Genomic DNA, 22,285 nt, shown 5'->3' on the forward strand with positions numbered 1-22,285 from the left:
ATCGGTCGGCACCGTTCACGCCACGCGGGGGTGCGGTGAGCCGCGCCGCGCGGCGCCCAGGAGACCCCGTACGGAGGTGGTCGCGCCGAGCGCGAGGATTCCCGCGGCGACCGACATGCCGAGCACTCCGTTGAGCGGGAGGGCGATGCCGATGGCGCCACCGAGGACCCAGGACACCTGGAGCAGGGTCTCGGACCGGGCGAAGGCGGACGTCCTCACCTCCTCCGGCACGTCCCGCTGGATCATGGCGTCCAGCGACAGCTTCGACAGGGCCTGGGTGAAGCCGGCCACCGCCGCCAGCGCGGCGACCAGCACGGTGCTGAAGAACACGGCGGCCAGCACCGCCACGCCCAGGGCCAGCCCCAGCACGGTCGCCACGATCACCTCGGGACCGCGCGCCCGCAGCCAGGAGCCCACCGCCGTGCCGATGGCGTTGCCCGCGCCGGCCGCCACGCCGACGATGCCGAGGGACACGGCGGCGCTCTGCCCGCCGAGCGGGTGCTCGCGCAGCAGGAACGCCAGGAAGAAGATCAGGAATCCGGAGAGCGCGCGGTGCGCCGCGTTGGCCTGGAGGCCGTGCAGGACGGCCGGGCCGACGGACCGCAGCCCCGGCCTCCCCTTCTTCCCCTTGCCCCACCGGGTGGTCCACAGGTCGCTGCGGGTGCTTCCCGGCTCGGCGGGCGGCCGTACCTCGCCGCCGCGCGGGACCAGGCGGGCGCGGCGCTCGCCCTTCGCGGAGTCGACCTTGCCGGGCAGGGTGAAGGCGAGCACCGTGCCGCCGATGAAGATCGCGCAGGCGCCGTAGAGCGGCCAGGCGGAACCGACGGTCTGCAGGCCCGCCCCGATCGGGGCGGCCACACCCGTCGCCAGCAGCCCGGCCAGGGTGACCCGGGAATTGGCCTTCACCAGGGAGAACCGTGGAGGCAGCAGGCGCGGGACGACGGCGCTGCGCACCACCCCGTACGCCTTGGAGCAGACCAGGACGCCCAGAGCCGCCGGATACAGCTCCAGGCCGCCCGTGGCGACCGCGCCCGACATGGTGAGCGCGAGCACCGCCCGGGCGCACATCGCCCCCGCCATCGCGGCCCGGCGGCCGTGCGGCAGCCGGTCCAGGAGCGGGCCGATCACCGGGGCGAGCAGGGTGAAGGGGGCCATCGTGACGGCGAGGTACAGGGCGACGCGCCCGCGCGCCTCGTCCGTCGGTACGGAGAAGAAGACGGTGGAGGCGAGCGCGACGGTGATCATGACGTCACCCGCGCCGTTGACCGCGTGCAGCTCGATCAGCTTGCCGAGGCCGGACTCGCCGGCCCCGTGGGCGTGGGTCGCCTTGCGGATGCCCCTGCCGGTCCAGCTGAACGGCGCGCGCAGGGCACGGCCGATCGCCCGGCCCGCCCTGCGAAGGGGGCCGGACCCGTCGGACGACCGGTCGGCAGCCACGTCAGTCATAGTGCCCCACCCCCTGCCGTCACGAACCCCATGATCGGGCCGGGCGCGGCGGCGGACGCTCTGTCGGGTGAGCCCGGCGCCCTCTTCCGGACGGTGGATCCCGACCGGTCGCGGCGCCGTCCCGCTGCTGTTCCGGTCCTGTTCGGTACGTGCATGTGGGCGCGGGGCGGCGGAGAGGGTAGCGTGCACTCACGCGCCACCGGCGATGGTTCTTGGCCGCGCGCCTCTTCGCGATCCCGCAGAATGGGTGGCAGAAGGCGCGCCCGAGGCAGGCACCGCGGGTGTGGACGTCGACGCGGCCCCCAGGTCCGCTCCGCCCGCACCCGCGACAGCCGAAATCGGACATCGATGGGCTGCTGGCGCGCTCGTGAGACGGCGTATGGAGAGAAGCGAGACCTGTGAGTGCTGCGACGACGCGAAGCCGTACGGCCCGTACCCCCGCCCCCGACCGTCTGTGCGCCGAGGCGGTAGACCTCGCCAGGGCGGCAGCCGAGGAGGCTGCCGCACCCGGTGTGGTCGGCGAGCATGTGTCCCTCGTCTCCGAGGGTGACAGGGTCGTCACGCACTACTTCGAGTGCAAGGACCCCGGCTACCGGGGCTGGCGCTGGGCGGTGACGGTCGCCCGCGCCTCCCGTGCCAAGAAGGTCACCCTTGACGAAACGGTGCTGCTGCCCGGCTCCGACGCGCTCCTCGCCCCGGAGTGGGTGCCGTGGAGCGAGCGGCTGCGGCCCGGCGACATGGGGCCGGGCGACCTGCTGCCCACCGAGGCGGAGGACCCGCGCCTGGAGCCCGGCTACACCGGGGAGGACGAGCCGCCGCCGAACTCGGTGATCGCGGAGATGTCCGAGGGCATCGCGGACCTCGTCGACGTGGAGGACGCCGAGCTGACGTCCCGCCCCACGGACGTGAACCGCGGCGCGATCGCCTCCGTCGCGGAGGAGCTCGGGGCACGGCGTGCGCGGGTGCTGTCCCGGTACGGGCTGCGGATGGCGGCGGAACGCTGGGACGAGGCCTTCGGGCCCCGGACCCCGATGGCGCAGGCGGCGCCGGCGTCCTGTGTGACCTGTGCGTTCCTGGTGCCGATGGCGGGCTCGCTGCGGCAGGCGTTCGGGGTGTGCGCGAACGAGTTCGCCCCCGCGGACGGCCGGGTGGTCTCGCTGGCGTACGGGTGCGGGGGGCACTCCGAGGCGGCGGTGATGCCGAAGCCGCCGAAGCCGGTACCGCACGCGATGGACACGATGCGGGTGGACGAGTACTCGCTGCGGCCGGCGGACGACTCCGGCTCGGTCCCGGCCCAGCCGGACGGCCCGACGGAGGACCTGGGCCACTCCTGAGGCTCCTGGACCACTCCTGGGCTCCTGAGGCCCCAGGGGCTCCGGAGGACTCCTGGAGGCGCGATCCGGTCCACCGCGCCTGCCCTCGATCTCAGGGTGGGCCCCTCAGGGCTGCCCGTCCTCGACGGGCGCGGCCCCTCGGCCGGATGGGCGGCTCCACGCGCGGTACCTTCGGGCGCACACTGGGCGTCAGGGTCACCGGAAGAGTGGAGTTGCGAGCGTGAGCATGAATGCGACCGAGGGGGCCGATCCGTTCGGGACCGCGCGGCTGCGACGCGGTGTGCTCGACGCCTGGGGAGCCGGGCCCGCCCGCTTCCGTGAGGACGCCAACGCCGAGGAGGACCTGGTCCTCGGCGGCTACCGGGACCGTCTCGTCGTCGAGCTGGCCCAGAACGCCGCCGACGCCGCCGGCCGCGCCGGGGTCCCCGGCCGGCTCCGGCTCACCCTGCACGAGGACCGGGACGGCCGCGCCGTCCTGGCCGCCGCCAACACCGGCGCCCCCCTGGACGCCACCGGCGTCGAGTCCCTGAGCACCCTGCGGGCCTCCGCCAAGCGCGAGGGCCACGAGCAGGCCGTCGGACGGTTCGGCGTCGGGTTCGCCGCCGTCCTCGCGGTCAGCGACGAGCCCGCCCTCGTCGGCCGGCACGGCGGCGTCCGCTGGTCCCTCGCCGAGGCCCGCGACCTCGCACGCCAGGCGGCCACCGGCAGCCCCGGCCTCGGGGACGAGCTCCGCCGCCGCGACGGGCACGTACCGCTGCTCCGACTCCCGCTGCCCGCCGAGGGCACCGCGCCCGAGGGCTACGACACCGTCGTCGTGCTGCCCCTGCGCGACGGCGTCGCCGAGGACCTGGTCGCACGGCTGCTCGCCTCGGTGGACGACGCGCTGCTGCTGACGCTGCCCGGCCTCGCCGAGATCGTCATCGAAACACCTGACGGCGTAAGGACGTTGAGCCGCTCGCAGCACGGCCCGTACACCCACGTCGAGGACTCCGCCGACGGCACCCACCGCTGGCGCACCGTCGTCCACCACGGCCCCGTCGAGCGGGCGCTGCTCGCCGACCGGCCCGTGGAGGAGCGGCTGCGTCCGCACTGGTCGGTGACCTGGGCCGTGCCCGTCGACGAGGACGGGGCACCCCGCGCCCCCCGTACCGCCCCGGTGGTGCACGCGCCGACTCCCACCGAGGAACCCCTCGGGGTGCCCGCGCTGCTGATCGCCTCGCTGCCGCTGGACACCACCCGCAGGCACCCCGCGCCCGGGCCGCTGACCGACTTCCTGGTGCAGCGGGCCGCCGACGCGTACGCCGAGCTGCTGGCCGCCTGGGAGCCGGTGTCCACCGCCACCATCGCGCTGGTGCCCGGCCCGCTCGGCAAGGGGCAGCTGGACGGCGAACTGCGCGCCGCGATCCTGGAGCGGCTGCCCGAGGTCGCGTTCCTGGAGCCCGCGGCGCCCCGCGACCTCGCGGCACAGGACGACCGGTGGGACGACTGGGAGGCCGACGCCGAGGGCTCGCCCCGCACCGCGACCACCGCGCTGCGCCCGCTGGAGGCCGAGGTCGTCGAGGGGGCGGGCGCCGAGACCGTACGGGTGCTGGCCGAGGTGCTGCCCTGTCTGCTGCCCGCCGGTCTGGAACGCCGCGCCGAGCTGCGCACACTCGGCGTCGCCCGCCTCCCGCTGACCGAGGCCATCGACCGGCTGGCCGGCCTGGAACGCGCCCCGGAGTGGTGGCGGCGGCTCTACGACAGCCTCGCCGGGGTCGACCCGGACCGGCTCTCCGGGCTGCCCGTCCCGCTGGCGGGCGAGGGCGCGGCGGACGAGGTGCCCCGCACCACGATCGGCCCCCGCCAGGTCCTCCTGCCGCTGCCGGACGCGCTGACCGCCCCCGTCCTCGCCCGGCTGGCCCGGCTCGGGCTGAAGGTCGCCCACCCGGACGCCGCCCACCCGCTGCTGGAGAAGCTGGGCGCCCTGCCCGCGACCCCGCGTGCCGTCCTGATGACCCCCCAGGTTCGGGCGGCGGTCGCCGGATCGCTGGACGCCGGGGAGATCTGGGACGAGGACGCCCTGGACGGCGACGAGCTCGCCGAGACCGTCCTGACCCTCGTACGGGACGCCGACCTGGAGCCCGGCGACGAGCCCTGGCTGGGTGCCCTGGCGCTGCCCGACGAGGACGGCGAACCCGCCCCCGCCGGTGAACTCGTGCTGCCGGGGAGCCCGTTCGCGCAGGTGATGCGCGAGGGTGAACTGGCCCTGTGCGACGAGGAACTGACGGAGCGCTGGGGTGAGCAGCCGCTGACCGCCTGCGGGGTGCTGGCCACCTTCGCCCTCGTACGCGCCACCGACGTCGTCCTCGACCCGGACGAACTGGAGCCCCGGGACGGCGACTTCGCCGAGCCCGACGACGCCGGGCTGCTCGACGCCGTGGACGTGTGGTGCGAGGACGTCCTGGACCAGCTGCCCGACATGCCGGTGCCGCCGGTCGCCACCGAGCTCGTCGCCGTACGCGACCTCGACCTCGTCGACGACGACGCCTGGCCGCAGGCGCTCGCCATGCTGGCCCGGCCGCCGCTGCGCGACGCGCTGACCCAGCCGGTACGCGTCCTGCTCCCGGACGGTACGACGCAGTCCGTGCGCCCTTACACCGCCTGGTGGCTGCGCGACCACCCGGTGCTCGACGGCCGGCGTCCGGCGGGTCTGCGCGCCGCGGGCGGCGACCCGCGTCTGGCCGGTCTGTACGACTCCGTCGACGCCACCGGCTTCGACGACGCCCAGGTGCTGCGCGCCCTCGGGGTGCGGACCTCGGTGGCCGCCCTCCTGGACGAGCCGGGCGGCGCGGCCGAGCTGTTGGCCAGGCTCGCGGACGAGGACCGCCCCGTCACCGCCCCGCAACTGCACTCGCTGTACACCGCCCTCGCCGAGCTGGACCCCGAACAGGTCACCCTGCCCGACGAGTTGCGTGCCGTCGTGGACGGCGAGGTGCGGGTCGCCGACGCGGCGGACGCGGTGATCGCGGACGCCCCCGACGTGCTGCCGCTCACCGAGGGGGTGCCGCTGCTGCCGGTGGCACCGGCGCGCGCCGCCGAGCTGGCCGAGCTGCTCCAGGTGCGGCGGCTCGGTGAGAGCGTCGAGGCCGAGGTGACGACCGAGGGCGAGGAGCACCGGGTGCCGGAGTCCGTGCGGGTCCTGCTGGGCGCGGGCACCCCCGGCACCTACCTCGAACACGCCGAACTCCGCGCCGGTGGTGTCGAGCTGGACTGGCGCCGCACCCCGGACGGTGTCGTCCACGCCTCGACGCTGGAAGGCGTGGCGGCCGGTCTGGCGTGGGCGGCCGGTCAGTGGCCGCGCCGCTTCGAGGTGGCGGCCCTGCTGGAGGATCCGTCCCGCACCGAGGAGCTGGCCCGCGACCGCTGGTTCGACTGAGAGCCCGAGCCTGTACACATCCGTGATCTTCACCAGAAGGTCACGGATGTGTACAACCATTCACATCCGGTGTCCGTCTGATCTGTCGAGTCAGCAGACTCATCGACCGGACGGGCCCGGCCGGCCGAACCACGCGCCGCGGGCCCCCTTCTCCATCAGGGGAACACATGCGTATACGTGCCACCGTCGCCGTCGCCTCCGGCGCCCTGGCTCTTTCCGCTCTCGCCGTCCCGGCCGCCCAGGCCGACGGCGGCCGTTCGTGGACGCCCGACCTCGGGCTGACCGCGCCCCAGCAGGCACCCGCCAAGGAGCGGATGGCCGCCCGCGCGCTCACCGTGAACGGCGACCTCAAGATCACCAAGGCGGTCGTCAACGGCGGCAAGCCGATCGTGGTCGGCACCACGGCGCCCAAGAAGGTCTCCGTCGTCGTCACGGCGACCGACGACTCCGGCATCGCCGACGTCGCCACCGCCCTGTGGATCGGCGGCGACATCGAGTCCGACGACAGCTTCGGCTTCCCGCAGAACGAGAAGAAGGCGTCCTGCAAGGCCGTCAACGCCACCACCTCCACCTGCACGCTGACCGTCACGGTGGACCCGGGCTGGCTGATCAACTCCGACGCCACGACCTGGAAGGTCGCCGTCGCCGCGCTCAGCAAGGACGGCCAGGACGTGGACAACACCGCGTTCGCGAAGACGAAGCTCCAGCGGCTCTCCAAGCTCACCGTCAACGCCGCCCCGGAGCCCGTGAAGAAGGGCAAGACCCTCACGGTCACCGGCAAGCTGTCGCGCGCCAACTGGGAGACCGGCACCTACAAGGGCTACGCCGGGCAGTCCGTCAAGCTGCAGTTCCGCAAGAAGAACAGCAAGACCTACACCACCGTCAAGACCCTCAAGACGTCCAACACCGGCACGCTGAAGACCACGGTCAAGGCCTCGGTGGACGGCTACTGGCGCTACACCTTCGCCGGTACGTCGACCACCCCGGCCGTGACGGCCGCGGGTGACTTCGTCGACGTGAAGTAGCGGCTCCCGTCCGCCGGCGGTTCCTGTCCGCCGGCGGTTCCTATCCGCGGAAGCGGCGGCCGACCAGTTTCCAGGTCACCTCCAGGGCGGCCGCCGCCACCACCGAGATCGCCACCGCGGTCCACGGCATCACCGAGCCCACCAGCTTCAGGGCGAAGAAGTGCTGGAGCCACGGCACCGCCAGCACGAGCAGGAAACACAGCCCCATCGACGCCACCAGGGCGACCCGCCACCAGGTGTAGGGCCGCGCGATGATCGCCAGGACCCACATCGACACCAGGAAGAGCGTGAGCGTCGCCGCACTCGTCTCGGCGTCCAGCGCCCCCGGCCCGCTGTAGTGGTGGCGGGCCAGCAGGTAGGTGACGAAGGTCGCCACCCCCGCGATGAGCCCCGAGGGCACCGAGTACCGCATGACCCGGCGTACGAAGTGCGGGTGGGCCCGCTCCTTGTTGGGGGCGAGCGCCAGGAAGAACGCGGGCACCCCGATCGTCAGTGTGGACAGCAGCGTGAGGTGGCGCGGCAGGAACGGGTACTCCACCTGGAAGCAGACCACCAGGACCGCCAGCAGCACCGAGTAGACGGTCTTGGTCAGGAACAGGGTGGCGACGCGGGTGATGTTGCCGATGACCCGGCGCCCCTCCGCCACCACCGAGGGCAGCGTGGCGAAGCTGTTGTCCAGCAGCACGATCTGCGCCACGGCCCGGGTCGCCTCGGAGCCCGAACCCATCGAGACCCCGATGTCGGCGTCCTTCAGCGCCAGGACGTCGTTGACGCCGTCGCCGGTCATCGCCACGGTGTGGCCCCGGGACTGGAGCGCCGCGACCATGTCCCGCTTCTGCTGGGGGGTGACCCGGCCGAACACGGCGTTCCGCTCGATCGCGGAGGCCATCTCGTCGTGCTCCGCCGGCAGCTTGCGGGCGTCCACGGCGTGCTCGGCGCCCGGCATGCCGAGCTTCTGCGCGACCGCGCCGACCGAGACGGCGTTGTCCCCCGAGATGATCTTCGCGTCGACGTGCTCGTCCTCGAAGTACGCCAGGGTGTCCCCGGCGTCCGGGCGCAGCCGCTGCTCCAGGACGACCAGTGCCGCGGGCGTGGCGCCCGAGGCCGCGTCCGGGGCGTCGAGCTCACCGCGCACCCGGGCGAGGAGCAGGACCCGCAGCCCCTGTTCGTTGAGGTGGCCGGTCTCGGTGAGGGCGGGGTCGTCGGCCTCCAGCAGCACGTCGGGGGCGCCCAGCAGCCAGGCGGAGGTGCCGCCGTCGTCCTCGGTGAAGGAGGCGCCGCTGTACTTGCGGGCCGAGGAGAACGGCATCGTCCGCGTGGCGGTCCAGCCACCGCCGTCCGGGTGGGCGTCGATGATCGCCTGGAGGCTGGCGTTGGGGCGGGGGTCGGAGGCGCCCAGGGCGGCCAGGACCCGGTGGACGTAGACCTCGTCCATGCCGTTCAGCGGCCGGACCTCGGTGACGTCCATGCCGCCCTCGGTCAGGGTGCCGGTCTTGTCCAGGCAGACGATGTCGACGCGGGCCAGCCCCTCGATGGCGGGCAGCTCCTGCACGAGGCACTGCTTGCGGCCGAGCCGGATGACGCCGATCGCGAAGGCGACCGAGGTCAGCAGGACCAGGCCCTCGGGGATCATCGGGACGATGCCGCCGACGGTACGGGCGACGGAGTCCTTGAAGTTGTTGTCCTTGACGACGAGCTGGCTGATGATCAGGCCGAGCGCGGTCGGCACCATCATCCACGTCACGTACTTGAGGATCGTGCTGATGCCGCTGCGCAGCTCGGACTGGACGAGGGTGAAGCGGGAGGCCTCCTCGGCGAGCTGTGCCGCGTAGGCCTCGCGGCCGACCTTGGTCGCCGTGAACGCGCCGCCCCCGGCGACCACGAAGCTGCCGGACATCACCGCGTCGCCCGTCCGCTTGATCACCGGGTCGGCCTCACCGGTCAGCAGCGACTCGTCGATCTCCAGGCTGTCGGCCTCGGCGACCGTGCCGTCCACGACCACCTTGTCCCCGGGCCCCAGCTCCACCAGATCGCCCAGGACGATCTCGGAGACGGACACCTCGGCGGCCTCTCCGTCGCGCCGCACGGTGGGTTTCGCCTCGCCGATGACCGCGAGGCTGTCCAGGGTCTTCTTGGCGCGCCACTCCTGGATGATGCCGATCCCGGTGTTGGCGATGATCACGAAGCCGAAGAGGCTGTCCTGGATCGGCGCGACGGCGAGCATGATCAGCCAGAGCACGCCGATGATCAGGTTGAAGCGGGTGAAGACGTTCGCGCGGACGATCTCGGTGACGGACCGCGAGGAGCGCACCGGCACGTCGTTGACCTCGCCCCGTGCGACCCGCTCGGCGACCTCGGAGGCGCTCAGCCCGCGAGGTGGCCCGGAAGGGGGCTGTACGGGGTCCGGCTGTTCTCCGGGGGAGTCGAGTGCCCGCTGCGTCATGGCTCCGACGGTACGGGGGGAAGGGAGGACTCACCCACCGAGGGGCCCGAAGATCAGACCGTGGGAGGACGGGAACCGTCCCGTCGTACTACGTACGGGGAGGACCCGTCAGCTCCGGGCGCCCGGAGCCGGCTCCCCGGACCGCGCGGCGTCGCGCTTGATCGCCGCGTCCCGGGCGCGCACGTACCAGACGCCGATGAGACCGAGCCCCGCGCCGGCCAGGCAGGTCCACAGCCACCAGGTGTGCCCGTGGTCGTCGTACCAGCCGTAGAAGGGGATCTGGACGAGGAAGAGGACGAACCAGAGGACGGTGCCCCCCGTGACGGTGGCGACGACGGGGCCCTCCAGGGGCTCGGGCGCCTCGTGCTTCGGTGTCCACTTCTCCATGCGACCAGTCTAGGACCTGGCCGGACGGGGGCGGACGGAGCAGTTGGGCCAAGGGTCTACGCGCGGAGATAGCGATCTTCGCCTTATGTATTCATACTGAATCTGCTTCTGGTTGTCTCGAATTATTTGTATGAACATCCAAGGCTGACCACTTTTAATCCCCCGATGCACGACTGAAGGTCATACATGTCCCCCTCGGCCACCGCTCCGGTCGACGCCACGCCGCCCCCGGCCTCTCCGCAGTCCAACGGCGGCTTGGACCGCTTCTTCAAGATCTCCGAGCGGGGGTCGTCGGTCGCGCGTGAGATCCGCGGCGGTCTCGCCACGTTCTTCGCGATGGCGTACATCATCGTGCTCAACCCGATCATCCTCGGTAGCGCACACGACATGTACGGGCACCAGCTCAACGGTGGTCAGCTCGTCACCGCCACGGTGCTGTCGGCCGCGTTCTCCACGCTGCTGATGGGCGTCATCGGCAACGTCCCGATCGCGCTCGCCGCCGGCCTCGGCGTCAACACCGTCGTCGCCCTCCAGCTCGCGCCCCGGATGAGCTGGCCGGACGCGATGGGCATGGTCGTCCTCGCGGGCATCGTCGTGATGCTCCTCGTCGCGACCGGCCTGCGCGAACGCGTGATGAACGCGGTGCCGAGGTCGCTCCGCAAGGGCATCGCGATCGGTATCGGCCTCTTCGTGCTGCTGGTCGGCCTGGTCGACTCGGGTTTCGTCTCCCGCATCCCCGACGTCGCGCACACCACCGTGCCGCTCCAGCTCGGTGGTGACGGCCACCTCAACGGCTGGCCGGTCCTGGTCTTCATCCTCGGCACGCTGCTGACCCTCGCGCTGATCGTCCGCAAGGTGCCGGGCGCGATCCTGATCTCCATCGTCGTCATGACGGTCGTCGCGCTGGTCATCGACGCGATCGCCGAGCTGCCGGCCGACGCCTGGGGGCTGACCGTCCCGAAGTGGCCGGGCAACCCCGTCTCGTCCCCGGACTTCGGGCTGCTCGGTGAGGTCAGCCTGTTCGGCGGCTTCGAGAAGGTCGGCATCCTGACCGGTGTCCTCTTCGTCTTCACCGTCCTGCTGTCCTGCTTCTTCGACGCGATGGGCACCATCCTCGGTGTCGGCGACGAGGCGAAGCTCATGGACAAGGACGGCAAGTTCCCGGGCATGAGCAAGGTCCTGTTCATCGACGGTGTCGCCGTCGCCGCCGGTGGCGGCAGCTCCTCCTCCGCGACGACCTGCTTCGTGGAGTCCACGGCGGGTGTCGGAGAGGGGGCCCGTACCGGCCTCGCGAGCGTCGTGACCGGGCTGCTCTTCACGGTGTCGCTGTTCCTGACGCCGCTGGCGACGATGGTCCCCTCGCAGGCGGCCACCCCGGCGCTGATCGCGGTCGGGTTCCTGATCCTCGCGGGCAATGTGCGGGACGTCGACTGGAGCGACTTCACGCTGGCCATCCCGGCGTTCCTGGCCATGCTGATGATGCCGCTCACGTACTCGATCACCAACGGCATCGGCATCGGCTGCATCGCCTTCACCGTGATGCGCCTGGCGGTGGGCCGCGGTCGTGAGATCCCGGTGGCGATGTACGTGGTCTCGGCGGTCTTCGTCTTCTACTACGCGATGCCGGCGCTCGGCCTCACGTAGGCACCGCCGCACACGTCCACCCCTACGGGGCGGATCTCCCTCAGGTGACCCGGTCGGCCGGGTCCACGGGCGGGAGGTCCGCCCCGTAGAACTTCTCCGTCTCGTCGACGGCCGCGTTGAAGCGTTCGTCGAAATCGTCGCGGACGAGCGTCTGGACCACGTAGTCCTGCACGCTCATACCGCGTCTGGCGGCGCGACGGCGGAGCCGGTCGAGCAGCTCACCGTCTATCCGCAGGCTGAGCACTGTCGATCCCATGTCATGCAGGGTCCCTGCACATGTGACCGTTTCGCGCGTGTTTCCGGCCCATACTCACTCGTTCGGGTGATCAGTTTCTCGCGCGTGTACCACCGAGTGGTCTTTAGTGAAGCTAATGAGTTACGCTAATGAACATGCCTGACCTGATCCACGACGGTGAGAGTGCCGCCGCCGTGAGCTCCCTTCGCTCCGCCGTGATGCTGCTGGGCCGGCGCCTGAAGCACCAGCGCGTCGACGAGTCGCTGAGCCCGACCGAGATGTCGGTGCTCGGCACTCTCGCCCGGTGCGGTTCCGCCACCCCCGGTGAGCTGGCCCGCAAGGAGCACGTGCAGCCGCCGTCGATGACCCGCATCGTCGCGCTGCTGGAAGCCAAGGGCCTGGTCAGACTGGAACCGCACCCCGAAGACCGTCGGCAGAAGATGGTCAGCCGCACCGAGCAGGCGGAAGCCATGCTCGCCGAGAGCCGTTCCAAGCGGAACGCCTGGCTGGCCAACCTCGCCGAAGGCCTGGACGAGGACGAGTGGGACACGCTGCGGGCCGCAGCGCCCGTGCTGGAGAAGCTGGCCCACCTGTGACCTCGGGCGCGGCGGACACGGTCCGCGGCGCCCGCCGCCACGTCCTCGTCAGTACGTACGTCGTATACGCCCGAGGAGGCGAACTCTTTTGAGTACGGGATCCGGAGCAGACTCCGCCCCCGCACCGACTTCCACCCACGAGAGCAAGACCGGCGGGACCTTCTCGTCGCTGAAGATCCGCAACTACCGCCTGTTCGCCACGGGCGCCGTGATCTCCAACACCGGAACCTGGATGTCCCGCATCACGCAGGACTGGCTCGTCCTGAGCCTCACCGGTTCCGCTGCCGCCGTCGGTATCACCACGGCACTCCAGTTCCTCCCGATGCTGCTCTTCGGCCTGTACGGCGGCGTCATCGCCGACCGGCTCCCGAAGCGGCGTCTGCTCCTCATCAGCCAGGCAGCGCTCGGTCTGTGCGGCATCGCACTCGCCGTACTGACCCTCTCCGGCGTCGTCGAGGTCTGGCACGTCTACCTGATCGCGTTCCTGCTCGGCATGGTGACCGTCGTGGACAACCCGGCGCGCCAGTCGTTCGTCTCCGAGATGGTCGGCCCCGCGCAGCTGCGGAACGCCGTCAGCCTGAACTCGGCGAACTTCCAGTCCGCCCGGCTCATCGGCCCCGCCGTCGCGGGTGTCCTGATCACCACGGTCGGCAGCGGCTGGGCCTTCATGCTGAACGGCCTGTCGTTCGCGGCCCCGCTGGTCGGCCTGCTGATGATGCGGACGAACGAGCTGCACGCGGCCGTGACCGTGAAGCGCGCCAAGGGCCAGCTGCGTGAGGGCCTGCGCTACGTGTCCGGCAGGCCCGAGCTGATCTGGCCGATCGTCCTGGTCGGCTTCGTCGGTACCTTCGGTTTCAACTTCCCGATCTGGCTCACCGCCTTCGCCGACGAGATCTTCCACGGCGGCGCCGGGATGTACTCGTTCTTCAACATCCTGATGGCGGCCGGCTCGCTGGCCGGTGCCCTGCTCGCCGCCCGCCGCCGCTCCTCGCGGCTGCGGATGCTGGTCCTCGCGGGCACGGTCTTCGGTCTCCTGGAGATCGCCGCGTCGCTCTCGCCGTCCGTCTGGCTCTTCTCGATCCTGCTGGTGCCGATCGGCATGATCGGTCTGACGACCAACATCAGCGCCAACACGAGCGTCCAGATGGCGTCCGACCCCGAGATGCGGGGCCGGGTGATGAGCCTGTACATGATGGTCTTCGCCGGAGGTACGCCGGTGGGCGCCCCGATCGTCGGCTGGATCAGCGACGCCTACGGCGCCCGGATCGGTATGGCCGCCGGTGGCGCCGTCTCCATGGTGGCCGCGCTCGGTGTGGGCTTCATGCTGACCCGGGTCGGGGGCCTGCGCCTCAAGGTCGACCTGCGTCCGGGCCGCCCGCACGTGCGAATAGTTCCGCGCGAACAGCTCGCGACGGCGGCCTGACCGCCGCAGGACCGACCACATGGCCGCCCTCCTCCCGCACCGGGACGGAGGGCGGCCGCGCGTTCAACCGACGCGCCGGGACGCTGCCGGACTCGGCCCCATGAACAGCAGCCCGCGCAGCCGGCTCTTCACCGCCGTCCTGCCGCCCGGACCCGCCGGCGACGAACTCGCGGCGGCCGTCGCCCCGCCGCGGCCCGCCGGGCCGGGGTGCCGGTGGACGAGCACCGCCCCTACATCCCGCACCTCACCCTGGCCCGCAGCCGCGTCCCGGTCGATCTCGCCCCGTACACGGCGGCCCTCGACGGCTTCGAGGGCACTCAGTGGCAGGTGGACGGCTTCGCCCTGGTGCGCAGCCACCTGCCCGCGAGCGGGGTGCCGGGGGAGCAGCCCCGGTACGAGGTGGTGCGGGCCTGGCCGCTGGGACGGTGAGGCGGGCGGTTACGCTCGTCGGGTGGATCCGAAGACCAGAAACCGCATCATGGCGGCCGTGCTCGTGCTGATGTTCCTCGTCGTCGCGGCGGCGGCCGCCCTCGGGGGCTGAACCCGCGAGGACGGCCGCACGGCACGGTCCCTACCAGGCGAAGTTCTCCGGCGACGGGCCGGGGCCCGGGAAGATCTCGTCCAGGGCGGCCAGCACCTCGTCCGACAGCTCCAGCTCGACCGCCCGCAGGGCGGAGTCGAGCTGCTCCCGCGTCCGCGGGCCGGAGATCGGGCCGGTGATGCCGGGCCGGGTCAGCAGCCAGGCCAGACCCGCCTCGCCGGGCTCCAGCCCGTGCTTCTCCAGCAGGTCCTCGTACGCCTGGATCTGCGCCCGCGTCTTCGGGTCGGCGAGCGCCTCGCCGGAGCGGCCGGAGGTGGAGCGGGCGCCGCCGCCGTCGCGCTCCTTGCGGATCGCGCCGCCGAGCAGCCCGCCGTGCAGCGGCGACCACGGGATGACGCCGAGGCCGTACTCCTGGGCGGCCGGGATGACCTCCATCTCGGCGTCCCGCTGCATCAGGTTGTAGATGCACTGCTCGCTGACCAGGCCGTAGCTGCCCCGCTGCCGGGCCCGCTCGTTGGCCTGGGCGATCTTGTAGCCGGAGAAGTTGGAGGAACCGGCGTACAGGATCTTGCCCTGCTGGATCAGTACGTCGATGGCCTGCCAGATCTCGTCGATCGGGGTGGACCGGTCGACGTGGTGGAACTGGTACAGGTCGATGTGGTCCGTCTGGAGCCGCTTGAGGCTCGCGTCGACGGCGCGGCGGATGTTCAGGGCGGACAGCTTGTCGTGGTTGGGCCACGCCTCGCCGTCGGCGCCCATGTTGCCGTAGACCTTGGTCGCGAGGACGACCTTGTCCCGGCGGTCGCCGCCCTGAGCGAACCAGGTGCCGAGGATCTCCTCGGTGCGGCCCTTGTTCTCGCCCCAGCCGTAGACGTTCGCGGTGTCGAAGAAGTTGACGCCCGCGTCCAGGGCGGCGTCCATGAGCGCGTGGCTGTCGCTCTCGTTGGTCTGGGGGCCGAAGTTCATCGTCCCCAGGACGAGGCGGCTGACTTTGAGTCCGGTGCGTCCGAGCTGCGTGTACTTCATGGGGCCCAAGCCAACGCCTTCGAGCGCGCTCGAAGCAAGTAGGTCGCCTCAGAGCCGCGCGAACCGGTCCAGCGCGTCGAGCACCGCACGGCTGGTCGCGGGCCCGCCCAGGTGCCCCGCGCCGTCGATCACCGTCAGTTCGGCACCGGGCCAGGCCTTCGCCAGCTCCCAGGCGGTGGTCAGCGGGCCGCCCATGTCGAAGCGTCCGTGCACCAGCACCCCCGGGACGCCCGCCAGCCGGACCGCGTCGCGGATCAGCTGCCCCTCCTCCAGCCAGGCGGCGTGCGAGAAGTAGTGCGAGCAGATCCGGACGAGCGCCTGCCGGTCGCGGTCCGGGCGGCCGCTGTACGGGGGCGGGCCGCTCCAGTTCTCCATGGAGAGCACCGCGTCCTCCCAGGCGCACCAGTCGGCCGTGGCCCGCGCCCGTACCTCCGGGTCGGGGCTCTCCATCCGCCGGGCGTACGCGGCGACCAGGTCCCCGGGGCCCGCCGCCTCCGGGACGCCCGCGCGGAAGAGGTCCCAGGCCTCGGGGAAGAACGCGCCCGCGCCCCGGTAGAGCCAGTCGATCTCGCTGCGCCGGGTCGTCGTCACCGCCGGGATCACGATCTCCGAGACCCGCTCGGGGTGCTGCTCGGCGTAGGCCAGGATCAGCGTGGAGCCCCAGGAGCCGCCGTACAGCAGCCACTGCTCGATGCCGAGGTGGCGGCGCAGGAGTTCCATGTCGGCGATCAGGTGGGCGGTGGTGTTGTGCCGCATGTCGGCGGCCGGGTCGCTCGCGTGCGGGGTGGAGCGGCCGCAGTTGCGCTGGTCGAAGAGGACGACCCGGTAGCGGTCCGGGTCGAAGAACCGCCGGGCCCGGGTGGTGCACCCCGAGCCGGGACCGCCGTGGACGACGAGGGCGGGCTTGCCGGCCGGATTTCCGCAGACCTCCCAGTACACGAGGTTGCCGTCGCCGGCATCGAGCATCCCCCGGTCGTACGGCTCGGTCGGCGGGTACGGCTGGTCGGGCTTCCGGTCCACGGTGGCCTCTCCGTCTCGGGGGTGCGCACGTCCGTCCGCGGCGGGCGCGCGGGGGCGGCCGAACAACGGCCCCGAGCTTAGCCAGAGCGACCCGCCCTCTAGCGGCTTGCTCGGGACTGCGCTAAACAGCTCCCATGCAATCAAGAATGCGCATCAAGGGAGCATTAATCGGCGCCGTGTTCGGTCTCCTGACCGTGCTCGCGGGTCCCGGCGTCGCCCGAGCCGAACCGACCGCCGTCACCACCGGGGACACCGCCACCGGGAGCACCACCGCAGGGGACGTCACCACCGTCGGGAACGTCACCGGCTTCGAGGCCGACGGTTCCGTCTACCGTTTTCGCGCGGGCGCCGCCGCGGCCCGCGTCAGTTTCGTGTCCGCCGAGACCTTCCGGATCGAGCTCGCGCCGGACGGTGAGTTCACCGACCCGACCGGCGACGACATCGTGCTGGCTCAGGGGGCCGCACCCGCCACCCGCTGGAAGGACCGCGGCGACCGCTACGACCTCAGCACGTCCGAGGTCACGCTGCGGGTCCACAAGTCACCGCTGCGCTTCGCCCTGTACCGCTCCGACGGCACCCGGGTGTGGTCCGAGACCGAGGGGATCGGCTGGGACGACGAGAGGACCACCCAGACCCTGGCCCGCGGTGCCCGCGAGCAGTTCTACGGCGGCGGCATGCAGAACGGCCGGGGCAACACCTCGCACCGCGGCGAGACCGTCGAGGTGAGCGTCGACTACGACTGGGACGACGGGGGCCATCCCAACTCGGTCCCGTTCTACCTCTCCTCGGCCGGTTACGGCGTCTTCCGCAACACCTACGCCCCCAACACCTACTCCTTCACCGACCCGGTGAGCGCGAGCGCCCGGGAACGCCGCTTCGACGCCTACTACTTCACCGGCGACGCCAAGGACGTCATCGGCCAGTACACCGACCTCACCGGCAAGCCCTTCCTGCCGCCCGTCTACGGGATGGAGATCGGCGACGCGGACTGCTACCTCCACAACGCCAACCGCGGTGAACGGCACACCCTCGACGCGCTGGAGGTCGCCGACGGCTACCTCGAACACGACATGCCCAACGGCTGGATGCTCGTCAACGACGGGTACGGCTGCGGCTACGAGAACCTGCCGGAGACCGCCGAGGGACTCCAGGACCGCGGCACGCAGCTCGGGCTGTGGACCGAGGACGGTATCGAGAAGATCGGCGACCAGGTCAGGGCCGGGCAGCGGGTCGCCAAGCTCGACGTGGCCTGGGTCGGCGCCGGCTACAAGTTCGCGCTCGACGGCTGCAAGGACGCCTACAAGGGCATCGAGGACAACAGCGACGCCCGCGGCTTCACCTGGGCACCGGAGAGCTGGTCGGGCGCCCAGCGCTGCGGAGTGCAGTGGTCCGGCGACCAGACCGGCAGCTGGGAGTACATACGCTGGCAGATCCCCACGTACGCGGGCGCCACGATGTCCGGGCTCGCCTACACCACCGGTGACGTCGACGGCATCTTCGGCGGCAGCGCCAAGACGTACACCCGCGACCTCCAGTGGAAGATGCTCCTCGGCACCACGATGACCATGGACGGATGGGCGGCCAACGACAAGCAGCCCTTCCGGTACGGGGAGCCGTACACCTCGGTCAACCGCGACTACCTGAAGCTGAAGGAGTCGCTGCTGCCCTACCAGTACTCCTACGCCCACGAGGCGACCAAGACCGGTGTCGGTATGGTCCGCCCGCTCGCCCTGGAGTACCCGGACGACCCCAGGGCCTCGGGCGACGCGGCGAAGTACGAATTCCTCTCGGGCGAGGACTTCCTCGTCGCGCCCGTCTACGAGGACTCCACCGAGCGCGACGGCATCTACCTGCCGAAGGGCACCTGGATCGACTACTGGAGCGGACGCACCTACAAGGGGCCGACCACGATCGACGACTACAGCGCTCCGCTGGACACCCTGCCCCTCTTCGTGAAGGCCGGGGCGGCTATTCCGATGTGGCCCGGCATCCGTTCGTACACGGACCGCACGGCGGACTCCGCGCTCGCCTGGGACGTCTATCCGCAGGGCGACTCGTCGTTCACCCTCTACGAGGACGACGGCGTGACGCGTGAACACCGGGACGGCGCGTACGCCACCCAGCGTGCGGAGGTCGACGCACCGGTCCGGGGCGCGGGCGACGTCGCCATACGCATCGGCGCGAGCAAGGGCGGTTTCGCGGGCAAGCAGAGCGAGCGGCCGTACCAGTTCAGCGTGCACACCGGTTCCGCACCGCGCGCCGTCGAACTCGCGGGCAAGCTCCCCCGGCTGGGCTCCGAGGCCGCGTACGAGAAGGCGGCGGCGGGCTGGTGGTACGACAAGGACGACCGCGGCGGCGTGGTGAAGATCAAGACGCGTCCGCTGAGCACCGCCGAGCCGTTCACCCTGAGGCTCGACGGCACCAGCGCCGTCGGTGGCCGCACCCCCACGGCCGCGGCGACGCTCTCCGCGCCGCGCGGTCAGGAGATCGGGGCCGGGACCGCGGGCACGGTCGCCGTCGATGTCACCGCCGGCACCGCCGACGTGACGGACGCCGAGATCACGCTCGACGTCCCCGACGGCTGGCAGGCGACCCCCGCCCGCGTCAAGGGCCGCATCCCCGCAGGCAGGACGGAGAGGGTGCGGGTCGCCGTCGTTCCCGCCGAGGACGCGGAGCTCGGCGAGGCGTCGGTCACGGCGCTCGTCCGCCATCGCGCGAGGGGCGAGTCGCGCGCGGCCGTCCAGCGGTTCGCGGTGGACGTGACGCCGCCGCCCCCGACCGCCGACGCCTGGGCGAGCGACCTGGACTGGCTCCGGGACACCAACGGCTACGGCCCGGCGGAACGCGATCGGTCCAACGGCGAGTCGGGAGCGGCCGACGGACGCACCCTCACCCTCGCGGGGAAGACCTACGCCAAGGGGATCGGCGTCCACGCCGACTCCGACATCGAGGTGTACACCGGCGGCCGGTGCACGGCGTTCACGGCCGACGTCGGCATCGACGACGAGATCGACGGTTACGGCGAGGTCGCCTTCTCCGTCGAGGCGGACGGCGCGGTGGTGTGGACCTCGCCGAAGATGACCGGGGCGTCGAAGACCGTACCGGTGGACGTGCCGCTCGACGGGGCACGCCATGTACGCCTGAAGGTCACCGACACCAATGGCTCCAAGACCGGTGATCACGGGGACTGGGCGGCCGCCCGGTTCACCTGCTCGTAAGGTCCCAGGCGGTGCGGGGCCGGCCGTCCGCCGGTGCCCCGCACCGTCCCGTCGAACGGCGCCGCCCCGGGCGTAGCCTGGGCGCCGTGAACGCGACTCCTCAGGTGCTTGCCGTGCTGGACGACCTGCTCGCCTCCGCCGCGCCGGACGAGCGCGGGGCGCTGTGGCATCTCGCCGAGCGGGGCCGCGAGCTGGACGCCAACTACGTGCGCCTCGCGCCGGGCGCGGCGGTGGGGGAGCACCAGGAGGACACCTTGGACGTCCTGCTGCTCGTCCTCACCGGTGGCGGCCGCCTGCGTACGGGCGACGGCGGCATCCTCGACCTGGCCCCGACCACCGTGATCTGGCTGCCCCGGACCTCCCGCCGCGCCCTGGAGGCCGGGCCCGAGGGGCTGACGTACCTCACGGTGCACCGCCGCCGCCCGGGTCTCGCGATCACGTCGGCGCCGGTCCGGGCGCCCACGGCCCAGGAGGGCGGCGAGGCCCCCTGCATGCTGGACCTGGTCTGCCCGGAGTGCGGGCGGCTGTCGGCGGACCGGGCGCCGAGATTCTGCAGTGCCTGCGGAGAGCGGTTCCCGGAGCGCTGACGTCCGCCGAGGCGGACCCTAGGCCAGGCCCCCGTTGCTCATCAGCAGCTGCCCGTTGATCCACCGGCCCTGCGGAGAGCACAGGAAGTCCACCAGGTGCGCGGTGTCCTGGGGGGTGCCGAGGCGGCCGGCCGGGGTGGCGGAAGCCAGGCTCTGCTTGGCCTCCGGGGACATCCAGCCGGTGTCCACCGGGCCCGGGTCGACGACGTTCGCCGTCACACCGAGGTGCGCCAGTTCGCGGGCGGCGGCCAGGGTGATGCGGTCCAGGGCACCCTTGCTCGCCCCGTACGGCAGATTGCCGACCGTGTGGTCGCTGGTCAGCGCGATGATCCGGCCGGTCCCCGGGGCGGAGCGGAAGCGCAGCCCGAACGCGCGGATCAGCAGCCAGGAGGCCCGGGCGTTGACGGCGAAGTGCCGGTCGAAGCTCTCCAGCGAGGTGTCGAGCAGCCCGGAGTCCACCGACTCGGCGTGGCACATCACCAGCGCGGTCACCGGCCCGAGCCGGCTCTCGGCCTCGTCGAGGACGCGCCCGGGGGCGTCGGGGTCGGTGAGGTCCGCCTCGATCGCGACGGAGGCGGCGCCCCGCTTGGTGAGCTCGGCGGTGATCGCCTCGGTGGCGCCCTGCTCGACCCCCCACTCCATACGCAGGTCGTACGGAGTCCAGTAGGTGAAGGCGATGTCCCAGCCCGAGGCGGCCAGTTGGCGGGCGATCCCGGCGCCGATGCCGATCGTGCGGCCCACGCCGGTGATCAGGGCGAGCGGACGACGGGGGATCTCCTGCGCGGGTGTCGTGGTCACAGGCAGGAATGGTCCGCGACCGGCCGCGGGCGGGGCAAATGCTTTTGTCCCGGCCCGCGACGGCCGCCAAGGGCCTCAGGCCAGCGAGAGGAAGAGCTTCTCCAGCCGGGCGCGCATCCGGTCCTTGTCGGCGGCCGTCCCGCCCTCCTCGGCCAGGCACTGCTCCAGGCCCGTCGCGATGATCGAGAACCCGGCCCGGTCCAGAGCGCGGGAGGCGGCGGCCAGCTGGGTCACGACGTCCTCGCAGTCCCGGCCCTCCTCGATCATGCGAATGACCCCGGCGATCTGTCCCTGGGCCCGGCGGAGCCGGTTGAGGACCGACTTCAGCTCGTCGGCCGCCATGTCGAGCTGCATGGTTCCTCCCGATCGCGTACTCCCCGGGGAGTCGCGTGCACACCCCGGGGAGTACGGTACGGCGCGGCCGGCCGTGAGGCCGGGCCTGTACGGTTCTCGGTCACCCACCCGCATCCGACTCCCGCCGTGAGCCGGAGGCCAGGAGCGCGGCGGTGAAGTCCGCCAGCTGAGCGCGCATCGTCTCCCGTGGCACGTGCTTCTCGCCGGCCAGGTGCTCGACGAGATCGGCTCGCGTGGCGGCGAGCAGGACGTGGGCGGCGAAGCCGCTGTCGGGCAGTCCGGGGATCTGCTCCAGCACCGCTCGCAGCATGCTGTGCCACCGCTCGTAGTGCTCCGCCCGGTACGGGCTCCCGCTCCCGCTCTCCTCCAGGGCCAGCGCCAGGCTCCGGTTGTCGAGTTTGAAGCAGAGGGTGGCGTCGAGCAGGGCGGGCACGCGGTCCTGCGGTGGGGTCGCCGGCCCCAGGGGCGGCGGGCCGGACTCGACGGCCTTCCTGATCGGTTCGAGCCGTGCCTCGTACAGGGCGCGGAGCAGCCCTGCCCGATCGCCGAAGGCGCGGAAGATCGTGCCCTTGCCGACCTGGGCCGCCGCCGCGACGTCGGCCATGGTGACGTCGTCCGGGCTTTCGCAGCGTCCGAAGAGGGCGTCGGCGGCCGCGAGGACCGCCTCCCGGTTGCGGGCGGCGTCCTTGCGGGACCTGGGCTCGGGCATGCTGCTCCCTCGTTTGCGAAGCGGACCGCTGGTCCGTATCGTTGAAGCGGACCCGTAGTCCGGATTGTACGACCTGGAGGACAC

17 protein-coding genes and 1 pseudogene are annotated in these 22,285 nt (G+C 72.1%); 9 read left to right on the top strand and 9 right to left on the bottom strand.

The window, feature by feature from the left end:
• Positions 1 to 15 precede the first annotated feature (15 nt).
• Entirely contained in the window at positions 16 to 1,437 is a 1,422-nt protein-coding gene (locus SACTE_RS18740) for an MFS transporter (RefSeq protein ID WP_019993382.1), read from the bottom strand.
• A gap of 407 nt (positions 1,438 to 1,844) precedes the next feature.
• On the opposite strand from SACTE_RS18740, the gene SACTE_RS18745 reads away from it, so the two are divergent.
• From SACTE_RS18745 to SACTE_RS18755, 3 genes are all read left to right on the top strand, one after another.
• Positions 1,845 to 2,780, top strand: coding sequence for a DUF3027 domain-containing protein (locus tag SACTE_RS18745; RefSeq protein WP_014047589.1), 936 nt, complete (start codon positions 1,845 to 1,847; stop codon positions 2,778 to 2,780).
• A 226-nt stretch (positions 2,781 to 3,006) separates the two neighbouring features.
• Positions 3,007 to 6,195 (top strand): hypothetical protein, encoded by a 3,189-nt coding sequence (locus SACTE_RS18750; protein WP_014047590.1) that lies wholly within the window; start codon positions 3,007 to 3,009, stop codon positions 6,193 to 6,195.
• A 167-nt stretch (positions 6,196 to 6,362) separates the two neighbouring features.
• Positions 6,363 to 7,220, top strand: a complete 858-nt coding sequence (locus SACTE_RS18755) for a DUF5707 domain-containing protein (protein ID WP_014047591.1) — start codon at positions 6,363 to 6,365, stop codon at positions 7,218 to 7,220.
• A 40-nt stretch (positions 7,221 to 7,260) separates the two neighbouring features.
• Here SACTE_RS18755 and SACTE_RS18760 read toward each other — a convergent pair whose 3' ends face one another.
• Entirely contained in the window at positions 7,261 to 9,663 is a 2,403-nt protein-coding gene (locus SACTE_RS18760; protein WP_014047592.1) for an HAD-IC family P-type ATPase, read from the bottom strand.
• 108 nt (positions 9,664 to 9,771) lie between these two features.
• Positions 9,772 to 10,050 (bottom strand): DUF2530 domain-containing protein, encoded by a 279-nt coding sequence (locus SACTE_RS18765; RefSeq protein ID WP_014047593.1) that lies wholly within the window; start codon positions 10,048 to 10,050, stop codon positions 9,772 to 9,774.
• A gap of 186 nt (positions 10,051 to 10,236) precedes the next feature.
• Between SACTE_RS18765 and SACTE_RS18770 the strand changes: the two genes are divergently transcribed.
• Positions 10,237 to 11,694 carry an NCS2 family permease gene (locus SACTE_RS18770; RefSeq protein ID WP_014047594.1) on the top strand — a complete coding sequence of 486 codons (1,458 nt, stop codon included), beginning with the start codon at positions 10,237 to 10,239 and terminating at the stop codon, positions 11,692 to 11,694.
• A gap of 40 nt (positions 11,695 to 11,734) precedes the next feature.
• Here SACTE_RS18770 and SACTE_RS18775 read toward each other — a convergent pair whose 3' ends face one another.
• On the bottom strand, positions 11,735 to 11,950 hold the full coding sequence (locus SACTE_RS18775) for a hypothetical protein (RefSeq protein ID WP_014047595.1): 216 nt from the start codon (positions 11,948 to 11,950) through the stop codon (positions 11,735 to 11,737).
• A 134-nt stretch (positions 11,951 to 12,084) separates the two neighbouring features.
• On the opposite strand from SACTE_RS18775, the gene SACTE_RS18780 reads away from it, so the two are divergent.
• From SACTE_RS18780 to SACTE_RS18790, 3 genes and pseudogenes are all read left to right on the top strand, one after another.
• On the top strand, positions 12,085 to 12,525 hold the full coding sequence (locus SACTE_RS18780; protein ID WP_026359146.1) for a MarR family transcriptional regulator: 441 nt from the start codon (positions 12,085 to 12,087) through the stop codon (positions 12,523 to 12,525).
• 88 nt (positions 12,526 to 12,613) lie between these two features.
• A complete protein-coding gene (locus SACTE_RS18785) occupies positions 12,614 to 13,948 on the top strand; it encodes an MFS transporter (RefSeq protein ID WP_014047597.1) in 1,335 nt (444 codons plus the stop codon).
• Positions 13,949 to 14,134: 186 nt separating this feature from the next.
• A pseudogene (locus SACTE_RS18790) lies at positions 14,135 to 14,377 on the top strand (2'-5' RNA ligase family protein); the annotation flags it as partial.
• Positions 14,378 to 14,519: 142 nt separating this feature from the next.
• Here SACTE_RS18790 and SACTE_RS18795 read toward each other — a convergent pair.
• Positions 14,520 to 15,515 (bottom strand): aldo/keto reductase, encoded by a 996-nt coding sequence (locus SACTE_RS18795; RefSeq protein ID WP_014047598.1) that lies wholly within the window; start codon positions 15,513 to 15,515, stop codon positions 14,520 to 14,522.
• A gap of 48 nt (positions 15,516 to 15,563) precedes the next feature.
• Positions 15,564 to 16,535, bottom strand: coding sequence for a prolyl aminopeptidase (gene pip / locus SACTE_RS18800; protein ID WP_014047599.1), 972 nt, complete (start codon positions 16,533 to 16,535; stop codon positions 15,564 to 15,566).
• A gap of 134 nt (positions 16,536 to 16,669) precedes the next feature.
• Here pip and SACTE_RS18805 point away from each other — a divergent pair, with 134 nt between their 5' ends.
• Both SACTE_RS18805 and SACTE_RS18810 read left to right on the top strand, forming a co-directional pair.
• The gene (locus SACTE_RS18805; protein WP_026359145.1) at positions 16,670 to 19,753 is read left to right on the top strand and encodes an NPCBM/NEW2 domain-containing protein; all 3,084 of its coding nucleotides are present in this window, start codon (positions 16,670 to 16,672) and stop codon (positions 19,751 to 19,753) included.
• 86 nt (positions 19,754 to 19,839) lie between these two features.
• Positions 19,840 to 20,340, top strand: coding sequence for a hypothetical protein (locus SACTE_RS18810; RefSeq protein ID WP_014047601.1), 501 nt, complete (start codon positions 19,840 to 19,842; stop codon positions 20,338 to 20,340).
• An 18-nt stretch (positions 20,341 to 20,358) separates the two neighbouring features.
• On the opposite strand, the gene SACTE_RS18815 is transcribed toward SACTE_RS18810, so the two are convergent.
• The 3 genes from SACTE_RS18815 to SACTE_RS18825 all read right to left on the bottom strand — a co-directional run bounded on the left by SACTE_RS18815 (position 20,359) and on the right by SACTE_RS18825 (position 22,201).
• A complete protein-coding gene (locus SACTE_RS18815; RefSeq protein ID WP_014047602.1) occupies positions 20,359 to 21,138 on the bottom strand; it encodes an SDR family oxidoreductase in 780 nt (259 codons plus the stop codon).
• Positions 21,139 to 21,213: 75 nt separating this feature from the next.
• A complete protein-coding gene (locus tag SACTE_RS18820; protein WP_014047603.1) occupies positions 21,214 to 21,492 on the bottom strand; it encodes a metal-sensitive transcriptional regulator in 279 nt (92 codons plus the stop codon).
• A gap of 100 nt (positions 21,493 to 21,592) precedes the next feature.
• Positions 21,593 to 22,201 (bottom strand): TetR/AcrR family transcriptional regulator, encoded by a 609-nt coding sequence (locus SACTE_RS18825; protein ID WP_014047604.1) that lies wholly within the window; start codon positions 22,199 to 22,201, stop codon positions 21,593 to 21,595.
• Between the last annotated feature and the right edge of the window lie 84 nt (positions 22,202 to 22,285).

The sequence above is a fragment of the Streptomyces sp. SirexAA-E genome, assembly GCF_000177195.2.
Lineage (GTDB): Bacteria > Actinomycetota > Actinomycetes > Streptomycetales > Streptomycetaceae > Streptomyces > Streptomyces flavovirens.